Source organism: Geosporobacter subterraneus DSM 17957, from assembly GCF_900142145.1.
In the GTDB taxonomy this organism is placed as follows: Bacteria; Bacillota; Clostridia; order Peptostreptococcales; family Thermotaleaceae; genus Geosporobacter; species Geosporobacter subterraneus.
In genome coordinates this window covers 1-18,624 of record NZ_FQZV01000021.1, presented here as the reverse complement: position 1 = coordinate 18,624, position 18,624 = coordinate 1, and the positions used below count along the sequence as shown (strand labels likewise).

The window sequence follows — 18,624 nt, the reverse complement described above, 5'->3', positions numbered from 1 at the left end:
GCTGGGATCTCGACCAAAACAATGATTTAAAGACAAGGATTGCCCGAAGCATAAGCTGTGGGCAATAGGATGCCTCCCTCATTTAAAATAAAGACCCTGGCTACACTAGCCCCTCAATATTCGATGCATAGCTGCTATCTAAATCTTTCTTCCAGAATCATTTTACCCTTATGATAGAATTCGTCCATGTGGCTTTTAGGTACAAAAACCCCTCCTGTCGCCCAGGCAATATGGACAGGTTGAGTTCCTAACCATGCCGGTTTCTCGTGGGCTTCTACCAACAGGCGTATCGGTCCAAGAAAGGCAGCAGATGCCGATGGTTCAATCTGAGTATTTTCTTGATCCTGCAGAAGGGTAAGGATTGGGTATAATTCTTTATCAGCCACCGTATATACTCCTTCAATCCATTTCCCAACCAATTTAGTGACAAGAGCAGAAGGTGCCCCCACTGCCAATCCATCGGCATCTGTAATGTTATCAATACCAAAATCCTGCACTTTTATTTTTTCATTTTCCCCTGTCATCAGACCCATCAACATGCAGGGGGAATGGGTTGGTTCTGCAAAATAACAATGAACATGGTCGCCAAAAACCAGTTTTAATCCAAAGGTTATTCCTCCAGGAGCACCCCCGACACCGCATGGTAAATATACAATCAGGGGATGTGCCGCATCTATAACGATATTTTGTTGTTCTAACTGCTTCTTTAGACGACAAGCAGCTACGCTGTAGCCAAGAAATAATTCAACAGATTGTTCATCATCTACAAAATAGCTTTTAGGATCTCCTTCTGACTGCCTGCGTCCCTCTTCTACGGCTTTGCTATAATCTGAGGCATACTCTATGACCCTTACGCCTTTTTCCCGCAACAGCTTCTTTTTCCAAGCCTTGGCATCGGCAGACATATGTACAGTTACACGGAACCCCAAGGCTGCACCAATGATCCCGATGCTTAGACCTAAATTACCCGTTGATCCTACAGCAATGGCATATTGGCTAAAGAATTCTCTAAATTCTGCAGAAGCCATTTTACTGTAATCATCGCTTAGAAAAAGCATATGGTTGTCAATAGCCAACTTTTCTGCATGTTTCAATACCTCATAAATGCCTCCTCTTGCCTTAATAGAACCTGCAATGGGCAGTTGATTATCACATTTGATCAGCAGCTGTCCTGGTATTGTAAAGTTCCAATAATGCTCCATAGCTCTTTTCATACTGGGAATCTCAAGCAAGGGAGACTCAATCATTCCCTCAGTAGTAGAGGTTTCCGGAAACAATCTCATCAACAATGGGGCAAATCGCTGCCACCGCGCTTCTGCATCCATAATATCCTTATGAGATAATGGCAGACTTGGCAGCAACTCTTCTACAGAAGTCAATTCCGTGTTATTCCAAACTACTTTTTCATACTTTCTTAAATGGGTCAGAAGCGGATACTTCTTTTCCCATTCTTCCATCCTTTTGCCTAAAACGATATGGTCGTTCATGTCATTCTCCTTTTCAGCACAAATTTTCAGCCCAACTTAGCGATTCTAAGCTACTCCTGCTCCTCGCCGATTTCTTCAATATATAAATCGATATTTTCTCCAAGAATATTGGCTAAGCCAACAAACTCACATCCTATTTGGTATCCTTGATTTATTTTTTTACATCTCACAATCCTTAAGACACAGTAAAACATTTTCTCTTCATCAATTTGTATCTTGGTATTAAAATAGTGGTCTACTGGTAAAGCCCTGCTGCTAAGGAAGCCGATTCCCCTCTTGGATATATTGGTTACCGCTATATCCTCGCTGATGGATATCTTTTCAGCCTCACCGGATTTATATAAAGATTCTATTGATAAATGCATATGCACGGGGACTCTCTTACTCATTCTTTTCTCTTCCATAATAATTTCCTCCTGTTCCTCTCACATTTTTATGCAATATACAAGCTTCTGTTTATTAGTTTTATTCTATACAACTTCCTAAGCTCCTCTATTCTTTTATATTTTAAACGAAAAACCACCAATTATTTAGTACCTTTTTTCTGTTCAAGGAATAAATTAATAGTATCAGCAAGAAAAGAGGTGATTTGTGTGTCATTTTCCGATCGAGAACTATTAGCCAGAATCATAAAATGTGAAGCAGGCGGTGAAGGAGAAAATGGTATGAAGGCCGTTGCAACTGTCGTTATGAATAGAACACAAATCGGTTTTGGTGAATATCATCGTGTATGTCAAGGGGATATACGAAAAGTAATCTATCAGCAAGGCCAGTTTGATTGTGTGCGCAGCGTACTTCGGGGAGTTCCAAATCCACAAACCATATGGGCAAATCCCCCTGAGCAGATTCATTATGATATCGCCGATTGGGCCCTTGCTGGAAACAAGTTATTTACAGTAGGGTGGTCTCTGTGGTACTTCAATCCTTTTCAGCCAGTCTGCCCTGAAATATTCCCCAGAAACGGTGTAGGTATTTTCCAAGTCCGTGTGGGAGACCACTGTTTCTATAATATGACGGAGCTATATGCACAAACTTAGATAAATGTTTGTCTTATTCACTTTGCTTTTTATAATTAAGACTAAGCCACTAAGGTTGTTTTAATTCCATATCATTACCCATAAATTCATTTTTCAAGGAGGATTATTATGTATTGTAATGATTATGCCAATGCCAATTATGGCGGTGCGATGCAGCCCGGTACAGCAAAGATACCTGCCACCCCCTCTTTACCATGGATGCCGCCTGCATCAACCATTCCTGCTGCACCTTCCTTACCTTGGATGCAGCCAGTATCCGCTATGCCTACTGCACGTACCATGCCCATGATGCCTAACATCCCTATGGGTCCCGGCATGCCAACTACCCCTTATGTGCCTTCTTTGCCTATGATGCCTAATATGCCTATGACACCGGAAATGCCTATGACACCGGAAATTCCTACAGTACCCTTGACACCGATTCCACCGGAATCACCCCTGCAGGACACCTCCCCTTCTCCTACAATGCCAAGGGGACCTAGCCTTGTCATTCAACCCGGTCCTCCAATACAGGAAGACATCAATTATACCCAGGGTTTCCTAAAAACTATAATTGGTAGATTTGTAAATGTAGATTTTCTTATTGGTACTAATATGTTTGTTGATAGACAAGGTACCTTAGAGGCAGTGGGTATCAGCTACATTGTATTGAGAGAACCTCAAACGAACCGTTTAGTCATGTGTGATATTTACTCTATCAAATTCGTAAACATATTGAACTAGCCCCTTGAAGACTGTTGTACAGAGTATAACAGTCTTTCATTTATCAGAATAATATCTCCGATACAGGTACTTATTGCAGCAAGTACGCAATGTTACTTAAACAAAAACGATAAAATATTAGAAACAGGGAAATAACTGCTGGTTTCACTGTTTATTTTTTTAGAACCATATTGTATATACTATATTTATTCAATGAATCATCTATACAAAGTTTTTCTTTCCCATTATAATTACTAGTGGATGCATTATCCTGATAATATATTGGAGGATACTTATGATCAAGCACCTGCGCAATATTTTTTTAACCGGCTTATTTGTTTTAGTTCCCATTTTTGTTACCTTAAGCATCGTAATCTGGCTGTTCAATCGAATTGATGCTGTTTTCCGTGAACCATTGGAGGCTTTTTTAGGCTTTCCCTTAGTAGGAATTGGTGTTGTTCTTACAGTCCTCATCATATTGGCTACAGGCTTTATATCCACAAACTTTCTAGGCAAAAAAATCATTCACTTCACTGAGGCTGTCTTTAAAAGAATTCCACTTGTCAATACAGTCTATCTCTCTATGAAACAGTTGACAGATACACTTTTTATCAATCAAAAAAATGCCTTTAAGTCTGCAGTTTTAGTTGAATATCCCTCTAAAGGCATCTATGTAATTGGTTTTATTACTGCAGATGCACCAAATGAAATCCATCTAAAAACGCAAAAGGAAATGAAAAGTGTTTTCATCCCTACTACGCCGAATCCCACCTCCGGCATGCTGGTGATGATCCCCGTGGAAAATATACACTTCCTTGATCTATCTATTGAAGCTGCAGTTAAGCTCATCGTATCCGGGGGCATTTTGCTTCCGGAGCATCATAAAAAAACTGAAGAATAACACACAAGCCTGGCTTGCAGTCAGCAGCCAGGCTTATTATTATAGAATAGCAACTTTATACTTTTTCAACCACATATTGATCTGGATAAGATAAGCAAACAGTTGAGGCCCTGCCATCAGCTGGCCAAACCAAGGCCTGTCAAATAGAATCTGTCCTTTCTGAATCATAGCTTCCATTAGCTTTCCATCAATTAGCTGATGAATGGGCTCATTTGGGCTGGAAAGAATCTCTAATAGGATCTTTTTTACTGCCTCCATATAGTTAGGATTATGGGTTTTAGGATAGGGGCTCTTTCTTCTATAGAGAACATCTTCCGGCAGCATCCCTTTTAGTGCGCGGCGCAGAATACCTTTTTCAATATTGTCACAATATTTCATTTCCCAGGGAATATTCCACACATATTCCATGAGCCTATGGTCGCAAAAGGGTACTCTTACTTCCAAACCTGTACCCATACTCATCCGATCCTTTCGATCCAATAATGTTGTCATAAACCAGGTAATATTAAGATAGAATATCTCTCTTCTTCTCGCATCCTCTAAACTCTCTCCTGGCAGCAGGGGCACTTCCTGAATAGTTTCCTCATACCGCCTGGTCAAATAAGCTTCACCCTTCATGCTTTCCTTTACTTCCGGTTTCAGATATTTGAGTCGATCCTGTAGGTTTCTTGCCCATGGAAAGGTCTTAGCTTCAAAAGCTTCTTTACTTCGGAACCAAGGGTAGCCGCCAAACATTTCATCTGCACATTCTCCGGAAAGGGCAACAGTGGCTTCTTTTTTGATTTCTTTGCAAAACAAATATAACGAAGAATCGATATCTGCCATTCCCGGTAAGTCTCTTGCCTCTGTAGCTTTTTCCAGCGCCTCAACCAACTGAGGCGTATCTATATAAATACTATGATGAATTGTATCTAAGTGCTTTGAAATCATCTGAACATAATCGGCGTCTGAATTAGGCTGAAATTCGCTGGCCTTGAAATGACGGTCATTATCTACATAATCGATAGAGTAGGAATGTAACCGATCCATTCCACTTTCTTTAAAGGCTGCAGCTGCAAAAGCTGTTATGGCACTTGAATCTACTCCGCCAGATAAAAAGGTACATACAGGAACGTCTGCAACTAACTGTCTTATTACTGCATCCTTTAATAGTTCATATATCTTCTCAACGGTTGTATCGAAGTCATCGGTATGGGGCTGACTCTTTAAGCTCCAATATTTCCACACTTTCAGTCCGTTCCGGTCAAATATCATGCATTGTCCGGGTCTAAGTTCTTTCATTCCCTTATAGACACCATGACCCGGAGTTCTAGCGGGTCCAAGTACAAATACTTCGGCCATGCCTTCCTCATCTATTTCCGCCCGTACGGAAGGATGCGCCAGTATCGATTTTGGTTCGGAAGCAAATAAAAGCCCTTCTCCCTGATGCATGTAGAACAAAGGTTTTACCCCTAAACGATCTCTGGCTAAAAATATCCTTTGCTCCCTTTCACTCCATATGGCAAATGCGAATATGCCATTAAATTTTTCAACACATTCTGGTCCCCATTCCATATAAGCCGTTAACAGCACCTCTGTATCGCTGTTGGTATGAAAGGAGTAACCCCGATTTTCCAGATCCCGTCTCAGTTCTAAGGTATTATAAAGCTCTCCATTGTATATAATGACGCAAGGATACTCTCCCCAATACCGGATCATTGGCTGTCCGCCCCCCGTTGGATCAACTACAGCCAGTCTTCGGTGTCCTAAAGCAGCATGTTGCCCTAGCCATGTTCCCTCGGTATCAGGCCCTCTATAAGAGAGCAAATCCGTCATTTTCTTTAGTACAGCGTGCTGCAGTGAACAGTCGTCATCCCAGCTAATCCACCCTGTTATTCCACACATAACGCTTCCTCCCTGCTTCTAAATATTTGTCATAGCTCATAGTGATAAAAATAATGTTGATTTAAACCATACTGCATCATATTACTCTTGGAAAAAAATCGTGCTTGTTTTATAGAAAAAAACAAAACAACCCCTGTAGGCTAACTTCTGGCTTACAGAGGGTATTATATTATTGAAAAGCTCTATTTATATAACATCTGTATACGATAAAGATAGTATTTTTCTTCCCGCATCATATGATCCGGCATCAGCGCAGTAAATACACCGGTTGCCAGAACCACACACTGTTCTCTCGTTGTTTTGATTTTTTCCAGATAACTAATGAAAGCTTCAATTTCCTTTGCTACCTCTTCATTGAAATATCCCAATGATCCATCCTGCAGTCCTGTTCTTTCAAATATCTGATACAATTCTACTGCCTTTTTGAACAGCTTATCAAAAGTCTTTACAAAGTATTTGGCCTTTTCAATCAGCATAGCTTCCACCGGATCTAATTCAGCGGCTACTGCCGAGGCATGGCCTGATGCATCGGGCAGCCATATGTTATGCAATCGTATGTTCTCTAATGCGATATTCATTGGTATTGTTCCCTGGGCCATGCAGAGTACTCGATAGTATTCCATGGCCTCGTTTATCATGTGGTTTATAAAGGACGGCGGCAATCCAATTTCTATTCCGCAAGTCATGAGCCGGTATACTATGGATCTCTTAAATTGTATAAAATTCAACAAAACAGTCATGTTCTTCTGAATGAGGTTAGCCTCATCAGCCGGCGAGGATTTGTCCGTATATCCTTTTGCCTCCAGATTGAGGCTTTCAAAAATCTGCATGTAATACTGCGCCTGTCCTATGTACTCAACTTCCCGAGGGGACAGCGTGGTAAACTGAAACTCAGCGTGATCCCGCATAATCTCCGTCCAGAAAATGATCTCTTCTCTTAGATTCAACATAAAATACCCCCTTATAAATGCCATTTGTATATTATATGTTGAAGGTCTTGTCTAACAATACCAAAATTTCTCTAGCCACAGACAATTCTTAAAATATCAAATTTGATAAGGGCAAATGCTTTTCTTGATTTGTTGTTTTTATGGTAATCCAGGACTTTATTCCTATTGTATGTCACATCTAGTTAAATATTGTAAAGATTTGTAGGGTTTTGGTTGACAATGGAATCGCTTTCCATATATATTTATTATATATTAAATAAAAAATAGTTCTTAGCTACCAGTAATCATTCCGTATTTTAAAGGCAAAAATTTCAAAAAAGATGTAGCTCATTGGAAAAGGCAAACTTATTGAAAAATAAGGACGCAAAGCCACGGGTCTAAAGTACTGTACTATGATCGCCGGGTTTCCGTAAACATCCTTATATTCTTTTCTTATTTGTCCAATCCTCGATTTGAGCAACTCAATAAAAAAAGGAGAGAATAGCATGCTAAAAAGGATTACTTTACGTACAAAAATCATTTTACTGCTCATCGTACTAACCGTATCTTCTGTATCTACAGTGGGATATATGGCTGCCAGAAGTCAGATGAACAATCTTAAAGGGAATCTTATCAATAGTGCCACAAATCTTGCCAATACCCTCAGTCACGAAATCAATCTATTTTTGACTCAAAATGTTACAGTTATAGAAGGTGTTGCCTCCCTGCCGGATGTCCGCAGCTTTAATACTGAAGATCAGCGCCTTACCTTGGAAGCCCTATCCAAAAGCCATACCAGTTTTGCCGTAATATTTACAACAGATGCTAAGGGCTTACAGGTAGCGCGGTCCGATGGCAAAGCACAATTTGATGATCTCAGCAGCCGGGAATATATGCAAACAATCCTCTCTACAAAAAAAACAGTTATTAGTGATGTAGTCATATCAAAGACTACAGGAAAGCCTGCGGTGGTAATTGTAGCTCCCATCTTAGGCTCGGGTGGAGAGTTTATAGGAACGGTTGGAGGTACTTTAGATCTCTCAAGCATTGAAGAAATGCGTAAAAGAATTATTATGGGCGAAAAAGGATATGCATTTATCACAGACAAAAAAGGACAAATTTTGGCCCATCCAGATACAGCGATGGTAGATGCCCAAGAAAATGTATCAGATATTCCGGTAGTTGCAAAAGCATTACAAGGACAAGCAGGTCATGAGGATTACATATACAAGGAGAATCATATCTTCGGTGCCTATACCACGGTTCCTATTGTGGGATGGCCTGTAGTAGTACGCCAACCCTATGAGGAAGCTTATGCATCTGTACAAGCTACAAAAAAGGAGACTGCTGCCCTAATAGGCGTTGTGCTTTTAATATGTGTGTTGCTTGGCTATGCATTTTCAGTTTACCTGCTTAAACCCATTAAGGTATTATTAGAGGCATCCAGAGAGTTTGCTAAAGGAAACCTATCTTATAGTTTTTCTATTCATACTCAGGATGAAATCGGAAATCTAGCGGAATCCTTCCACCAAATGCGTGACAGTCTCAAGGATTTAATTAAAAAAATCGTCCTGGCCTCTGAGCAAATTAGTGCCACTTCAACGTCCGTACTGGAATCCTCACAGCAGACAAATATTGTTGCCACACAAATTGCCGAAGCAATCAGCCAACTGGCCTTAGGCAGTGACGAACAGGCAAAAAGTGTCCAAAGCAGTTCTGAATCCGTTCGCAGTATCGTGAATTCTATCGATCATATAGCAAAAATCAGTGCAGAATCCTTTGAGTCTGCATCCGATGCAGAAAGCTTTGTTTCCCACGGCGTAAAAACCGTTGAGGAGCAGGAACAAAAAATGAAAGAAAGCAGCGATACTGTACGTCATGTTGCTGATGCCATCCTGTCTCTTAATGAAAAATCTTTACAAATCGGTGAAATCATTGAAGTAATTCAGGGCATCTCATCTCAAACAAACCTGCTTGCTCTAAATGCAGCTATCGAGGCAGCCAGGGCAGGGGAGCACGGCAAGGGATTTGCTGTAGTTGCCGATGAAGTAAGAAAGCTAGCGGAAGAATCGCAAAAATCCACAGAAAAGATACAGGAATTAATCAAAGACATACAAACTGCCATCAATGCAGCAGTACGGGAATCAGATTCTGCCGCAGAGACTATCCTTCAGCAAGAAAAGAATACACGAAATACAACGGAGGTTTTCAGAAAGATCAAGGACAATGTTCATCGCATTACCCTGCAGGTTAAGGATATTACCACTGCTACACAGTCCGCAACGGCAGAAGGTAAATCCATTGCTTCAGAAATTGACAGTATTTCTGCAATCTCTCAGGAAACCGCGGCAAGCACAGAAGAAGTTGCAGCCTCTACGGAAGAACAAACCGCATCCTTGGAGTACATTAATACATCTATCGAGGAACTAAACGAGCTGGCTAAGCAGTTAAAGGCATCTGTTAACAGCTTCAAACTATAAGGAATAGAAGACGCGTACCTGCAGTACGCGTCTTTTGCTTACAATACGTCTTTAACAATCCTTAATCCATTCTTATAACAGATCTTTTCAATCTCATTTCCGCTAAATTTGTTTTTTTCCAATTCTGCAACCAGCTTATCCAACTGACTTATATCAGTGATTTCCAGTTCCGGACTGGTACCGTCAAAATCAGATTCAAGACTGATGATGCCTATTTCCATCATCCTGCCCGTTTCTGCCAGGAGAAGAATCCAATCGTCAGTCAGCTTTTGGCAATGGTTGGAAAGACCTCTGGCATTAAAATGAAAAGTAGTAGAAAGCTTGCTTAAAATCCTTGAAAATACTTAAACTTAAAATATCCTTTGTTTTGTCATCCCACAGTCCATGTATAGGTCATTATATGATAATCGGGCTGAAGAAACTTTTCAAACTGTTCAGCAGCAATAGGCGGACTTATTAAATAACCTTGAATCTGATCGCAATGATGTTCTTTTAGATAGAACATTTGATCCTTGGTTTCCACGCCTTCTGCCACTAGTTTTATGCCCAGGTTGTGCGACATGGCAATGATAGCAGATACAATGGCTTGACTATCCTTATCAGAAGTAATATCCCGAATAAAGGATTTGTCTATCTTCAGCGTATCTAAGGGCAATTGATTGAGCAGGCCCAGAGAAGAATATCCTGTACCGAAATCGTCAATAGACAGCTGGATCCCAAGCTTTTTAAATTCCTTTAAGGTTTTAATCGTCATTTGAGGGTTTTGAATGGCACTGCTTTCCGTAATCTCTAATTCCAGGTATGCCGGGTTTAGCCCCACTTCAGTGAGGCAATGGGTGACCTTCTGCAATAAATTTTTCTGCTGGAATTGTACTGCCGATAAATTTACGGAAATGCATATGCCCTTTAACCCCTTATCCTGCCAATCCTTATTCTGCTTGCAGGCAGCCCACAGCACAAAATCCCCGATGGGCTTGATGAGCCCTGTTTCTTCCGCCAAAGGGATAAACTCGCTAGGAGACAGAAAGCCTAACCGCGGATGCTGCCATCTCACCAAGGCCTCTGCACCGATCACTTTTCCTGAGCACAGATCTAATTTTGGCTGGTAATATACTAAAAATTCTTCCCTCTCTAAGGCCTTTCTCAGCTCATTTTCCATAGTCAGCCGCTGCAATGCCTTATCATTCATTTTGGGAGTGTAGAGCCGATACTGATTCCTTCCCTCCTGCTTTGCTTGATACATAGCAGTATCTGCAAATTTCAGCAGGCTGTCTGCATCCTGACCGTCGGTGGGATACAGGCTGATTCCAATACTAGTGCTAATATGTAAATCATGGGACTTAATCTGAACAGGAGTTTCCATCCTGCGGAGTATTTTCTGCGCCACCTTGATCACATTCTCTACGCTTCCTATATCCTCCAGAATGATTGCAAATTCATCTCCTCCCAGTCTTGAAACCGTATCACCGTTCCGAATACTATTTGTCAGCCGCTTTGCTACCATTTGAAGCAAAGTATCCCCAACGGGGTGTCCCAGTGTGTCATTGATGCGTTTAAAGCGATCTAGATCCAGCATCATAATGGCGATCATCTTACCACTTCTATGGGCGTGGGTTAGTGCCATAGAAAGACGGTCACGAAGCAAAGACCGGTTGGGCAAGCCTGTCAGTGCATCATGATATGCCTGATACTTAATACGCTCCTCCCGTTGAAACCGCTCCGTAATATCATTAAAAACTGACACGTATTGAACTGTCTTTCCTTCTTCGTCCCGAATGGCCGATATCGTAAGCCATTCCGGATAGGTTTCACCGTTTTTTCTTCTGTTCCATATCTCTCCCTGCCACTGTCCTGTGATTTTTATATCTCTCCACATATCCCTATAAAATTCATCATCATGTCTTTCTGACTTGAGAATCCTAGGGTTTTTTCCCAAGGCTTCCTCCTTGCTGTAACCGGTAATTTTGCTAAAGGCTGGATTCACCCATTGAATCTTACCTTCTACATCGGTCACAACAACACCTTCAATGGTACTTTCAAACACTTTGGCCGCCATACGCAGCTGTTCGTCATTCCGCTTTGACTCTGTTATATCAATGAGTGTACCAATCACTGCCGGTGATCCCTTATATAATATTTTACTGCCTAATACCTTAATATAGATAACGGTTTTATCCTTTTTAACACCTCTGAATTGGTATTGTATACTTTCAATTTCCCCCTCTATCCGCCTTCGAATATTTTCAGCAACTAGTTCGTAATCTTCCGGTAAAACAATCTCTCTTACCGCCTTAAACAACATTTCCTCCTGTTTATATCCGAATATTTCTGCCATTTGACCATTTACATATGCAAACAGGCCATTTTGTATAATATATATCCCTACAAAGGTACCCTCTACAATACTGCGATACATTTCTTCTGTTTCTTTTACTGGGGATTCCATATTTGTACGCTCGGTTATATCTACTAAATATTCCTCCCAATAATAAACACTATTATTTTTCTCCCTAATCACACTTAGACTATGTACCCATCTCACTTGGCCTGAAGCAGTTTGAATACGATATTCCTGTTGAAGATAGGTTTGATCGGACAACATAAATTGCAGCCTGTTCTTCTGTACCGATTCGAAATCATCGGGATGAACGATGCTGGAAAAACGAATCTTCTCCTGCACCAAATCCTCTGCTGTATATCCATACTGTATAATATTGGGAGATACATAGGATATAGCCATGGTTTCCCCTGATCTCCATTTTAGAACGGTTATAGGACCTTTATCCAGGTCACCTATTCTCTCACCCATATATTGCTCTCCTTGTATCTTCAGATTCCATAACTACCATAAAATGATACCTTTCTACACAATTCTACAGTCTTTTATTTTTTCCTTCTAAAATATACCCTTGAATTGCAGAATTAAAATCAAGAAAAAAAAATCAGCCTAAAAGGCTGATTCTTAACCTATATGCGCTCTACCTTAATGCCGGTTTCATGATCATTAAGATCCTGTTTTTCAAAATCTCCATCTCTAACCTCTTCAATGGATACCGCCAGCGTTTCATGCATAATATATTCCTTGTGAATATCCACTGCTTTACGGATAAATTCATCTCCATTGAAATATATCTTGATTTGATCCATCATTTCATAGCCATTGGTTTTACGCATCTGCTGCACCTTAGAGATAAATTCTCTGGCAAAGCCCTCGTTGATGAGTTCCTCAGTCAAGGTTGTATCCAGAATAACGAAGAGATTGTTGGCCATCTCTACTGTAAAGCCTTCCTTCGCAGATATGGTAATTAACACATAGTCCTTTAAAATCTCCGTATCTTCTCCATTTAGCTTCAGCACGATGCTCTCTCCAGCCTCAAGCTTAGGTACCACTACTGATGCATCCAGTTCCCCTAAGATTTTTCCTAACTCCTTAATTTTGGGCCCTAGGATAGATCCAGCAACCTTAAAATTAGGCTTCAGACTAAAATTCATATATTCCTGAAGATTCTTCTCAAAGATAACATCTTTAACATTAAGCTCTTCTTCTATTAACTCTACCAGGTCAGAAATAAGAGATTCATATTTGCCGTCAATAAGAATCTTTTGGATAGGCTGTCGCACTTTTATTTTAGCCTGTGCTCTTGCAGCTCGCCCCAGTCCTACAAGATCTCTTACTAAATCCATTCTCTCTTCTACCGCAATATCAATCATCGCAATATCTGCCACCGGGTAATCTGCCAAATGTACAGAAAGCTCCCCTGTCAGGTTACGGTACATCTCATCGGATAAGAAGGGAGCAAAAGGTGCTACCAGTTTCGATACGCCAATAAGAATTTCATAGGTAGTATTATACACAGCCTTTTTGTCATCATTTAGCTCAGTTGCCCAGAAACGACGTCTTGCCCGTCGAATATACCAGTTAGATAAGTCTTCGTTTACAAACTCCTGAATCTTTCTAACAGCTTTCGTCAAATCGAAGACCGCTAATTCTGCTTCAACTGCTTTCAGCAAGCTATGATATTTGGATAAAATCCATCGATCCAGTTCCGGTCTTTCGGAATATTCAACAAAGAATTCTTTGGGGTCAATTTCATCGGTGTTTGCATATAGCGTAAAGAAGTTGTATACATTTCGAATTGTACCAAAGAACTTGCTTTGTATTTCTTTTAGCCCATCTATATCAAAGCGTGTCGGTGTCCATGCCGGAGATACATATAACAGATACCATCTGAGAACGTCAGCTCCATACTGATCGAAAAGCTGGAAGGGATCTACTGTATTTCCCTTGGACTTAGACATCTTTCTGCCTTCTTTGTCAAGGATCAGGTCGTTTACCAATACATTTTTATAGGGTGATACGCCCTTCACAAAGGTAGAAATCGCCAGTAATGAATAGAACCAGCCTCTGGTTTGATCTATTCCTTCGCAAATGAAATCCGCCGGGAACAGTTCATCAAAGTTTTCACTGTTTTCAAATGGATAATGATGCTGAGCAAAAGGCATCGCTCCACTGTCAAACCAGCAGTCGATTACCTCTGTGACGCGGGTCATGGTCCCTTCGCATTTATCGCATCGCAGATGAATATCATCCACATAGGGTCTGTGCAGCTCAATACTATGGTCGATGGTTTCTACAGCTTTTTCGATCAACTCGGCACGGGAACCCACCGATTGTGTGTGTCCGCATCCGCATCGCCATATGTTTAACGGTGTACCCCAATAACGGTTTCTGGACAGTGCCCAGTCATTTAAGTTTTCAAGCCAATTTCCGAAACGTTTTTCTCCTACATAATCCGGGTACCAAGATACAGATTTATTGTTGGCAATAAGCTGCTCTTTCATCTTCGTCACTTCAATATACCAGCTTGGCTTTGCATAATACAAGAGCGGTGTAGAGCATCTCCAGCAGTGAGGGTAGTTATGATCCATCTTTTCCTTTTTAAATAACTTTCCTTCTCCGTGAAGCCATTTAATAATATCTACATCACAGTCCATAACAAATCTGCCTTCCCATGGCGTTGTGATATATTTACCTTCTTCATTTACCGGCTGCAGCACAGGAAGATCATATCTTCTGCCGATCTGGTAGTCATCTTCTCCAAAGGCTGGAGCAATATGAACGATACCCGTTCCATCCTCTGTCGTTACAAACTCTCCCACGGTTACAAAGAACGCTTTTTTCTCTGCCTTCACAAAGGGCATGAGCTGCTCGTATTCGATATACTCCAAAGCCTTTCCAGGAGTTTCCTCTAAAATCTCATACTCTCCGTCAATTACCTTGGATGCCAGGTTTTTCTCTAAAATGTATACCTTCTCATTGAATTTTACCTTTACATAGGTATGGTCCGGGTGCACTGCCAGAGCCACGTTGGAAGCAAGGGTCCAAGGTGTAGTAGTCCATACGAGGAAATATTCTTCTGCATCCTTCCTTTTAAAAGTTGCAATTACTGTATTGGACTTGATTTCTTTATACCCCTGAGACACTTCGTGGGAAGCCAAACCGGTTCCACATCTTGGGCAGTAAGGAAGAATCTTATGTCCTTCATAAATATAGCCTTCTTTAAAATATTTGTCCAAAATCCACCATACAGACTCAATGTAGTCGTTATCCAATGTGATATAAGGGTTATCTAAGTCAATAGAATAGCCCATCCTTCTGGTCATTTCTCTCCATTGCTTTTCATAAGAGAATACAGATTCACGGCATTTTTCATTAAAGGCAGCAATTCCATAATCCTCTATATCCTGCTTACTGGTCAGCTTTAATTGCTTCTCTACCTCGATTTCTACCGGTAGACCATGGGTATCCCATCCGGCCTTACGCTTTACCTGATGACCTGTCATTGTCTTATATCGACAAACAGAATCCTTAAGGGTTCTGGAAATAACGTGATGGATTCCCGGTCTGCCATTGGCTGTTGGCGGCCCTTCGAAAAAAACAAAGGATTTTTTCCCTTCACGGTTTTGAATACTTTTTTTTAAAATATCTACTTCATCCCAAAAACCCGAAATCTCATTTTCCCGCTGGGCTACCGGGAGTTCTGATAAAGGTTTGAACTTTTTCATTCTATTCATCCTTTCGTTGCTTATTGATTAAAATGTAAAAGTCCCTAAGTCAATGACTTAGGGACGAATAAACCGCGGTACCACCCTGATTATAAGATAGATTGCCTACCTTATCACTCTATGCATGTAACGTATGCCTACGGGATTCCCTACTGTCATTCAGGCATCCGGCTCTGAGGTGATCTTCATAAAAGGCCGTGTTAATAATCTTTCACCCTAGGATTATCTCTCTGTAAACCGTCTCTCTTATTACTGTCCTCTTCATCGCATTTATAAACACCATTTTACATAATATTGTAACTGTTCTATCCGTAAACTGTCAAGGAAATTTCATCAATTTAATTGCTTTTCTTCTAATTTTTGCATATTTCAAAAATAATTGAAAACAACACTCAGCAAAAGACTTGTCTGCTTTTTTCCCAAATGTCATATTCTATGAAAAAATAATCCTTGTCTACATTTTTAAAAAACTACTGTACATCAGATGGTTTTTTATAAATCCTGTCAATGGTTCCTCCTCCAAGACAGATTTGATCCTGATAGAAAACAACGGCTTGTCCAGGAGTAATAGCTTTCTGAGGTTTTGCAAATATTACTTTTGCCCGATTTCCATCCTCAATACAGACGATAACCTCCTGGTCTGGCTGACGGTATCTAAATTTCGCAGTACAGGTAATCCTATTCTTAAGATGCTTTTCTGTTACCCAATGAAGCGCTGTAGCCTCTAACCCATAGGAAAACAGCAGAGGATGATTTTCACCCTGTACTACATATAATACATTATTTTCCAGATCCTTATCTGCCACAAACCATGGTTCCCCTGTCCCGGTGCCTCCAATACCCAATCCTTTTCTTTGCCCTAAGGTATAATACATTAGCCCTTCGTGCCTACCTTTATATTCTCCCTCAAAGGTTCTAATCTCACCCGGTTGAGCAGGAAGATAGTTGCTTAAAAACTCCTTGAAATCTCTTTCCCCGATGAAACAAATCCCTGTGCTGTCTTTTTTCTTAGCCGTTGCCAGACCTACCCTTTCCGCCATTTCTCTCACTTCGGCTTTCATCAGATGTCCTATGGGAAACATAGTCTTAGAAAGCTGCTGCTGTCCCAAAGTACAAAGGAAGTAGGTTTGATCCTTATTATGATCTTTTCCCCTAAGCAGATGATATTCATCCTCCCAAAATCCAATCTGTGCATAGTGGCCTGTTGCCAAATAATCTGCTCCAATCTTCATTGCATAATCTAAAAATGCCTTAAATTTGATTTCCTTATTGCACATCACGTCTGGATTGGGGGTGCGTCCTCTTTTATACTCCTCTAAAAAATAAGTAAATACTTTATCCCAGTATTCTTTTACGAAATTAACTGTATAATAGGGAATACCTATTTGATCACAAACCTTGCGTGCATCTGCATAGTCTTCCTCTGAAGTGCAAAAGCCTTCATCGTTCTGTTCTTCCCAATTCTTCATGAAAACACCTATAACATCATAACCTTTCTCTTTAAGCAAATAGGCAGCTACCGAGGAATCGACACCCCCAGACATGCCGATAACTACTTTAGTATTCTTAGGAGGCTTTTCCATATTGCTAACTTCATCCTCTCTTTCATTTATGATTTACGCGTCTACACCAAGATGTTGTTTTGTAGGGGACAACCTATGTGTCTGCCCGCTTTTTCGGGACGACACATAGGTATCCTACATTTATCTTTCATTTTACTGGCGTAAATCTATAGCTCTTGCATGTAGATCAGGATTTTTTAAACAATATATTTTTTAAGATACCCACCGTAACTAAAGATATACCTACATTTTTCCTATAAAACCCTATACCTGCTTCAGACAATCGCTTCTGCTGATCGTACAGGTAAATATGAAGGGAATGATCATATGAGAAATAAAAATATACGCTTATTTGCCTTAATGTTGTTGATACAGGTAATGATTTATTTTGGCCTGAAATTTGATTATTATCGGGAACTATATCACTATAGAAAGGGAATCGCACAGATTTCTATTTCAGATGTGGACTTATCTCTTATTCCTGATGGCATATACAAGGGATTTTATGAGGTAGTCTGGGTAGGCGCCGAGGTACAGGTCACCGTTAAAAATCATAGGATTGAAAAAATTGATTTGCTTCATCATAAGCATGATAAAGGTATCTCTGCTGAAATAATACCTAGCAGGGTCGTGGATGCACAATCCCTGTGGGTAGACGTAGTATCCGGTGCTACTTCCAGCAGCAAGGTCATTCTGAAAGCTATAGAAAACGCCCTGGTTGGTGCAAAAGAATGAAAAATAGAACAAGCCGTACAATAAAGCTCTATTTTGAATAAAAATGATAAAAAGTTCATCATACTATCCTTGTAGACAAGATTGAGGCTTACGCAATCTAGAGGCAGGGAGGATGATGAAATGGTTTCTGATAAAAATATTCATGTATATAACGAAGTTGGACAGCTTAAAAGTGTTTTACTCCATTGTCCTGGAGAAGAGATAGAAAACATTGTGCCTGATTATTTAAGAAGATTACTTTTTGATGAAATTGCATACTTAAAGCAAGCCAAAAGGGAACATGACCAATTTGCTCAGCTGCTGCGAGACGAAGGCGTTGAAGTACTGTATTTAACCGATCTTATGTCTGAGATCCTTCAAGCAAAAGAAGTAAGGGATCGGTTTCTAAGGGAATTTATAAAGGAGGGCCGAATTGATACAGAGGGTTTAACGGAATCCCTGTTAGAATATTTTAGCGGCATTCCAGACCGAGAATTGATATACAGATGTATCGCAGGTGTACGAAAAGAACAATTGCATCATATTCACAAAAAATCTTTAGGTGATATGATCAAAAACGCCTACCCCTTTTATCTTGATCCCATTCCCAATTTATATTTTCAACGGGATCCTTTTGCCTCAGTAGGCAGCGGTATCACACTAAATGTAATGGCAGCGGATACCAGAAACCGTGAAACTTTATTTCCTAAATATATATTTAACCTGAATTATTCATCATAATTTATCCAGCATTGCTTCGTGCCGCATAGTTACAGTAGTTTTGCATTATTATTGGTTTCACTTAAAAAGTGAAACCAATACAATAGAAAAAGAGTTTCAACTTTGTTAAAATGAAGTCACC

General features: G+C 40.3%; 15 protein-coding genes, 1 riboswitch and 1 other annotated feature. Of the genes, 5 read left to right on the top strand and 10 right to left on the bottom strand.

Annotation, left to right across the window (positions count from 1 at the left end; translation table 11 throughout):
• Nucleotides 1–134: 134 nt before the first annotated feature.
• Both BUB56_RS08980 and BUB56_RS08975 read right to left on the bottom strand, forming a co-directional pair.
• Nucleotides 135–1,487 (bottom strand): D-serine ammonia-lyase, encoded by a 1,353-nt coding sequence (locus tag BUB56_RS08980; RefSeq protein ID WP_110940981.1) that lies wholly within the window; start codon nt 1,485–1,487, stop codon nt 135–137.
• Between the two features lie 50 nt (nt 1,488–1,537).
• The gene (locus BUB56_RS08975; protein WP_110940980.1) at nt 1,538–1,891 is read right to left on the bottom strand and encodes a PilZ domain-containing protein; all 354 of its coding nucleotides are present in this window, start codon (nt 1,889–1,891) and stop codon (nt 1,538–1,540) included.
• Nucleotides 1,892–2,080: 189 nt separating this feature from the next.
• On the opposite strand from BUB56_RS08975, the gene BUB56_RS08970 reads away from it, so the two are divergent.
• Complete coding sequence (locus BUB56_RS08970) at nt 2,081–2,524, top strand: cell wall hydrolase (RefSeq protein ID WP_110940979.1); 444 nt, start codon at nt 2,081–2,083, stop codon at nt 2,522–2,524.
• A 137-nt stretch (nt 2,525–2,661) separates the two neighbouring features.
• Here the strand turns inward: BUB56_RS08970 and BUB56_RS08965 are convergent, their stop codons facing one another.
• A complete protein-coding gene (locus BUB56_RS08965) occupies nt 2,662–2,841 on the bottom strand; it encodes a hypothetical protein (RefSeq protein WP_110940978.1) in 180 nt (59 codons plus the stop codon).
• 12 nt (nt 2,842–2,853) lie between these two features.
• Nucleotides 2,854–3,015 (bottom strand): hypothetical protein, encoded by a 162-nt coding sequence (locus tag BUB56_RS19385; RefSeq protein WP_190014350.1) that lies wholly within the window; start codon nt 3,013–3,015, stop codon nt 2,854–2,856.
• Nucleotides 3,016–3,521: 506 nt separating this feature from the next.
• On the opposite strand from BUB56_RS19385, the gene BUB56_RS08960 reads away from it, so the two are divergent.
• Nucleotides 3,522–4,127, top strand: coding sequence for a DUF502 domain-containing protein (locus BUB56_RS08960; protein ID WP_110940977.1), 606 nt, complete (start codon nt 3,522–3,524; stop codon nt 4,125–4,127).
• Nucleotides 4,128–4,166: 39 nt separating this feature from the next.
• On the opposite strand, the gene asnB is transcribed toward BUB56_RS08960, so the two are convergent.
• Together asnB and BUB56_RS08950 are read right to left on the bottom strand one after the other, a co-directional pair.
• Nucleotides 4,167–6,011, bottom strand: coding sequence for an asparagine synthase (glutamine-hydrolyzing) (asnB, locus tag BUB56_RS08955; protein WP_110940976.1), 1,845 nt, complete (start codon nt 6,009–6,011; stop codon nt 4,167–4,169).
• A 182-nt stretch (nt 6,012–6,193) separates the two neighbouring features.
• Complete coding sequence (locus tag BUB56_RS08950; protein ID WP_207650420.1) at nt 6,194–6,961, bottom strand: DUF2935 domain-containing protein; 768 nt, start codon at nt 6,959–6,961, stop codon at nt 6,194–6,196.
• A gap of 328 nt (nt 6,962–7,289) precedes the next feature.
• Nucleotides 7,290–7,373, top strand: a riboswitch (cyclic di-GMP riboswitch).
• Nucleotides 7,374–7,446: 73 nt separating this feature from the next.
• On the opposite strand from BUB56_RS08950, the gene BUB56_RS08945 reads away from it, so the two are divergent.
• A complete protein-coding gene (locus BUB56_RS08945) occupies nt 7,447–9,420 on the top strand; it encodes a methyl-accepting chemotaxis protein (RefSeq protein ID WP_110940974.1) in 1,974 nt (657 codons plus the stop codon).
• Nucleotides 9,421–9,458: 38 nt separating this feature from the next.
• On the opposite strand, the gene BUB56_RS08940 is transcribed toward BUB56_RS08945, so the two are convergent.
• The 4 genes from BUB56_RS08940 to mnmA all read right to left on the bottom strand — a co-directional run bounded on the left by BUB56_RS08940 (nt 9,459) and on the right by mnmA (nt 17,099).
• Nucleotides 9,459–9,641 carry a membrane dipeptidase gene (locus tag BUB56_RS08940; RefSeq protein ID WP_190014348.1) on the bottom strand — a complete coding sequence of 61 codons (183 nt, stop codon included), beginning with the start codon at nt 9,639–9,641 and terminating at the stop codon, nt 9,459–9,461.
• 149 nt (nt 9,642–9,790) lie between these two features.
• Complete coding sequence (locus BUB56_RS08935) at nt 9,791–12,229, bottom strand: sensor domain-containing protein (RefSeq protein ID WP_110940972.1); 2,439 nt, start codon at nt 12,227–12,229, stop codon at nt 9,791–9,793.
• A 158-nt stretch (nt 12,230–12,387) separates the two neighbouring features.
• Entirely contained in the window at nt 12,388–15,486 is a 3,099-nt protein-coding gene (gene ileS / locus BUB56_RS08930) for an isoleucine--tRNA ligase (protein ID WP_110940971.1), read from the bottom strand.
• A 56-nt stretch (nt 15,487–15,542) separates the two neighbouring features.
• Nucleotides 15,543–15,760 (bottom strand) — a binding site (T-box leader).
• Nucleotides 15,761–15,956: 196 nt separating this feature from the next.
• Nucleotides 15,957–17,099: a tRNA 2-thiouridine(34) synthase MnmA gene (mnmA, locus tag BUB56_RS08925; RefSeq protein ID WP_330392600.1), complete on the bottom strand. Its 1,143-nt coding sequence runs from the start codon at nt 17,097–17,099 to the stop codon at nt 15,957–15,959.
• A 276-nt stretch (nt 17,100–17,375) separates the two neighbouring features.
• On the opposite strand from mnmA, the gene BUB56_RS08920 reads away from it, so the two are divergent.
• Entirely contained in the window at nt 17,376–17,783 is a 408-nt protein-coding gene (locus tag BUB56_RS08920; protein WP_110940969.1) for an FMN-binding protein, read from the top strand.
• A 120-nt stretch (nt 17,784–17,903) separates the two neighbouring features.
• On the top strand, nt 17,904–18,503 hold the full coding sequence (locus BUB56_RS08915) for an arginine deiminase family protein (RefSeq protein WP_110940968.1): 600 nt from the start codon (nt 17,904–17,906) through the stop codon (nt 18,501–18,503).
• The last annotated feature ends 121 nt before the right edge of the window (nt 18,504–18,624 follow it).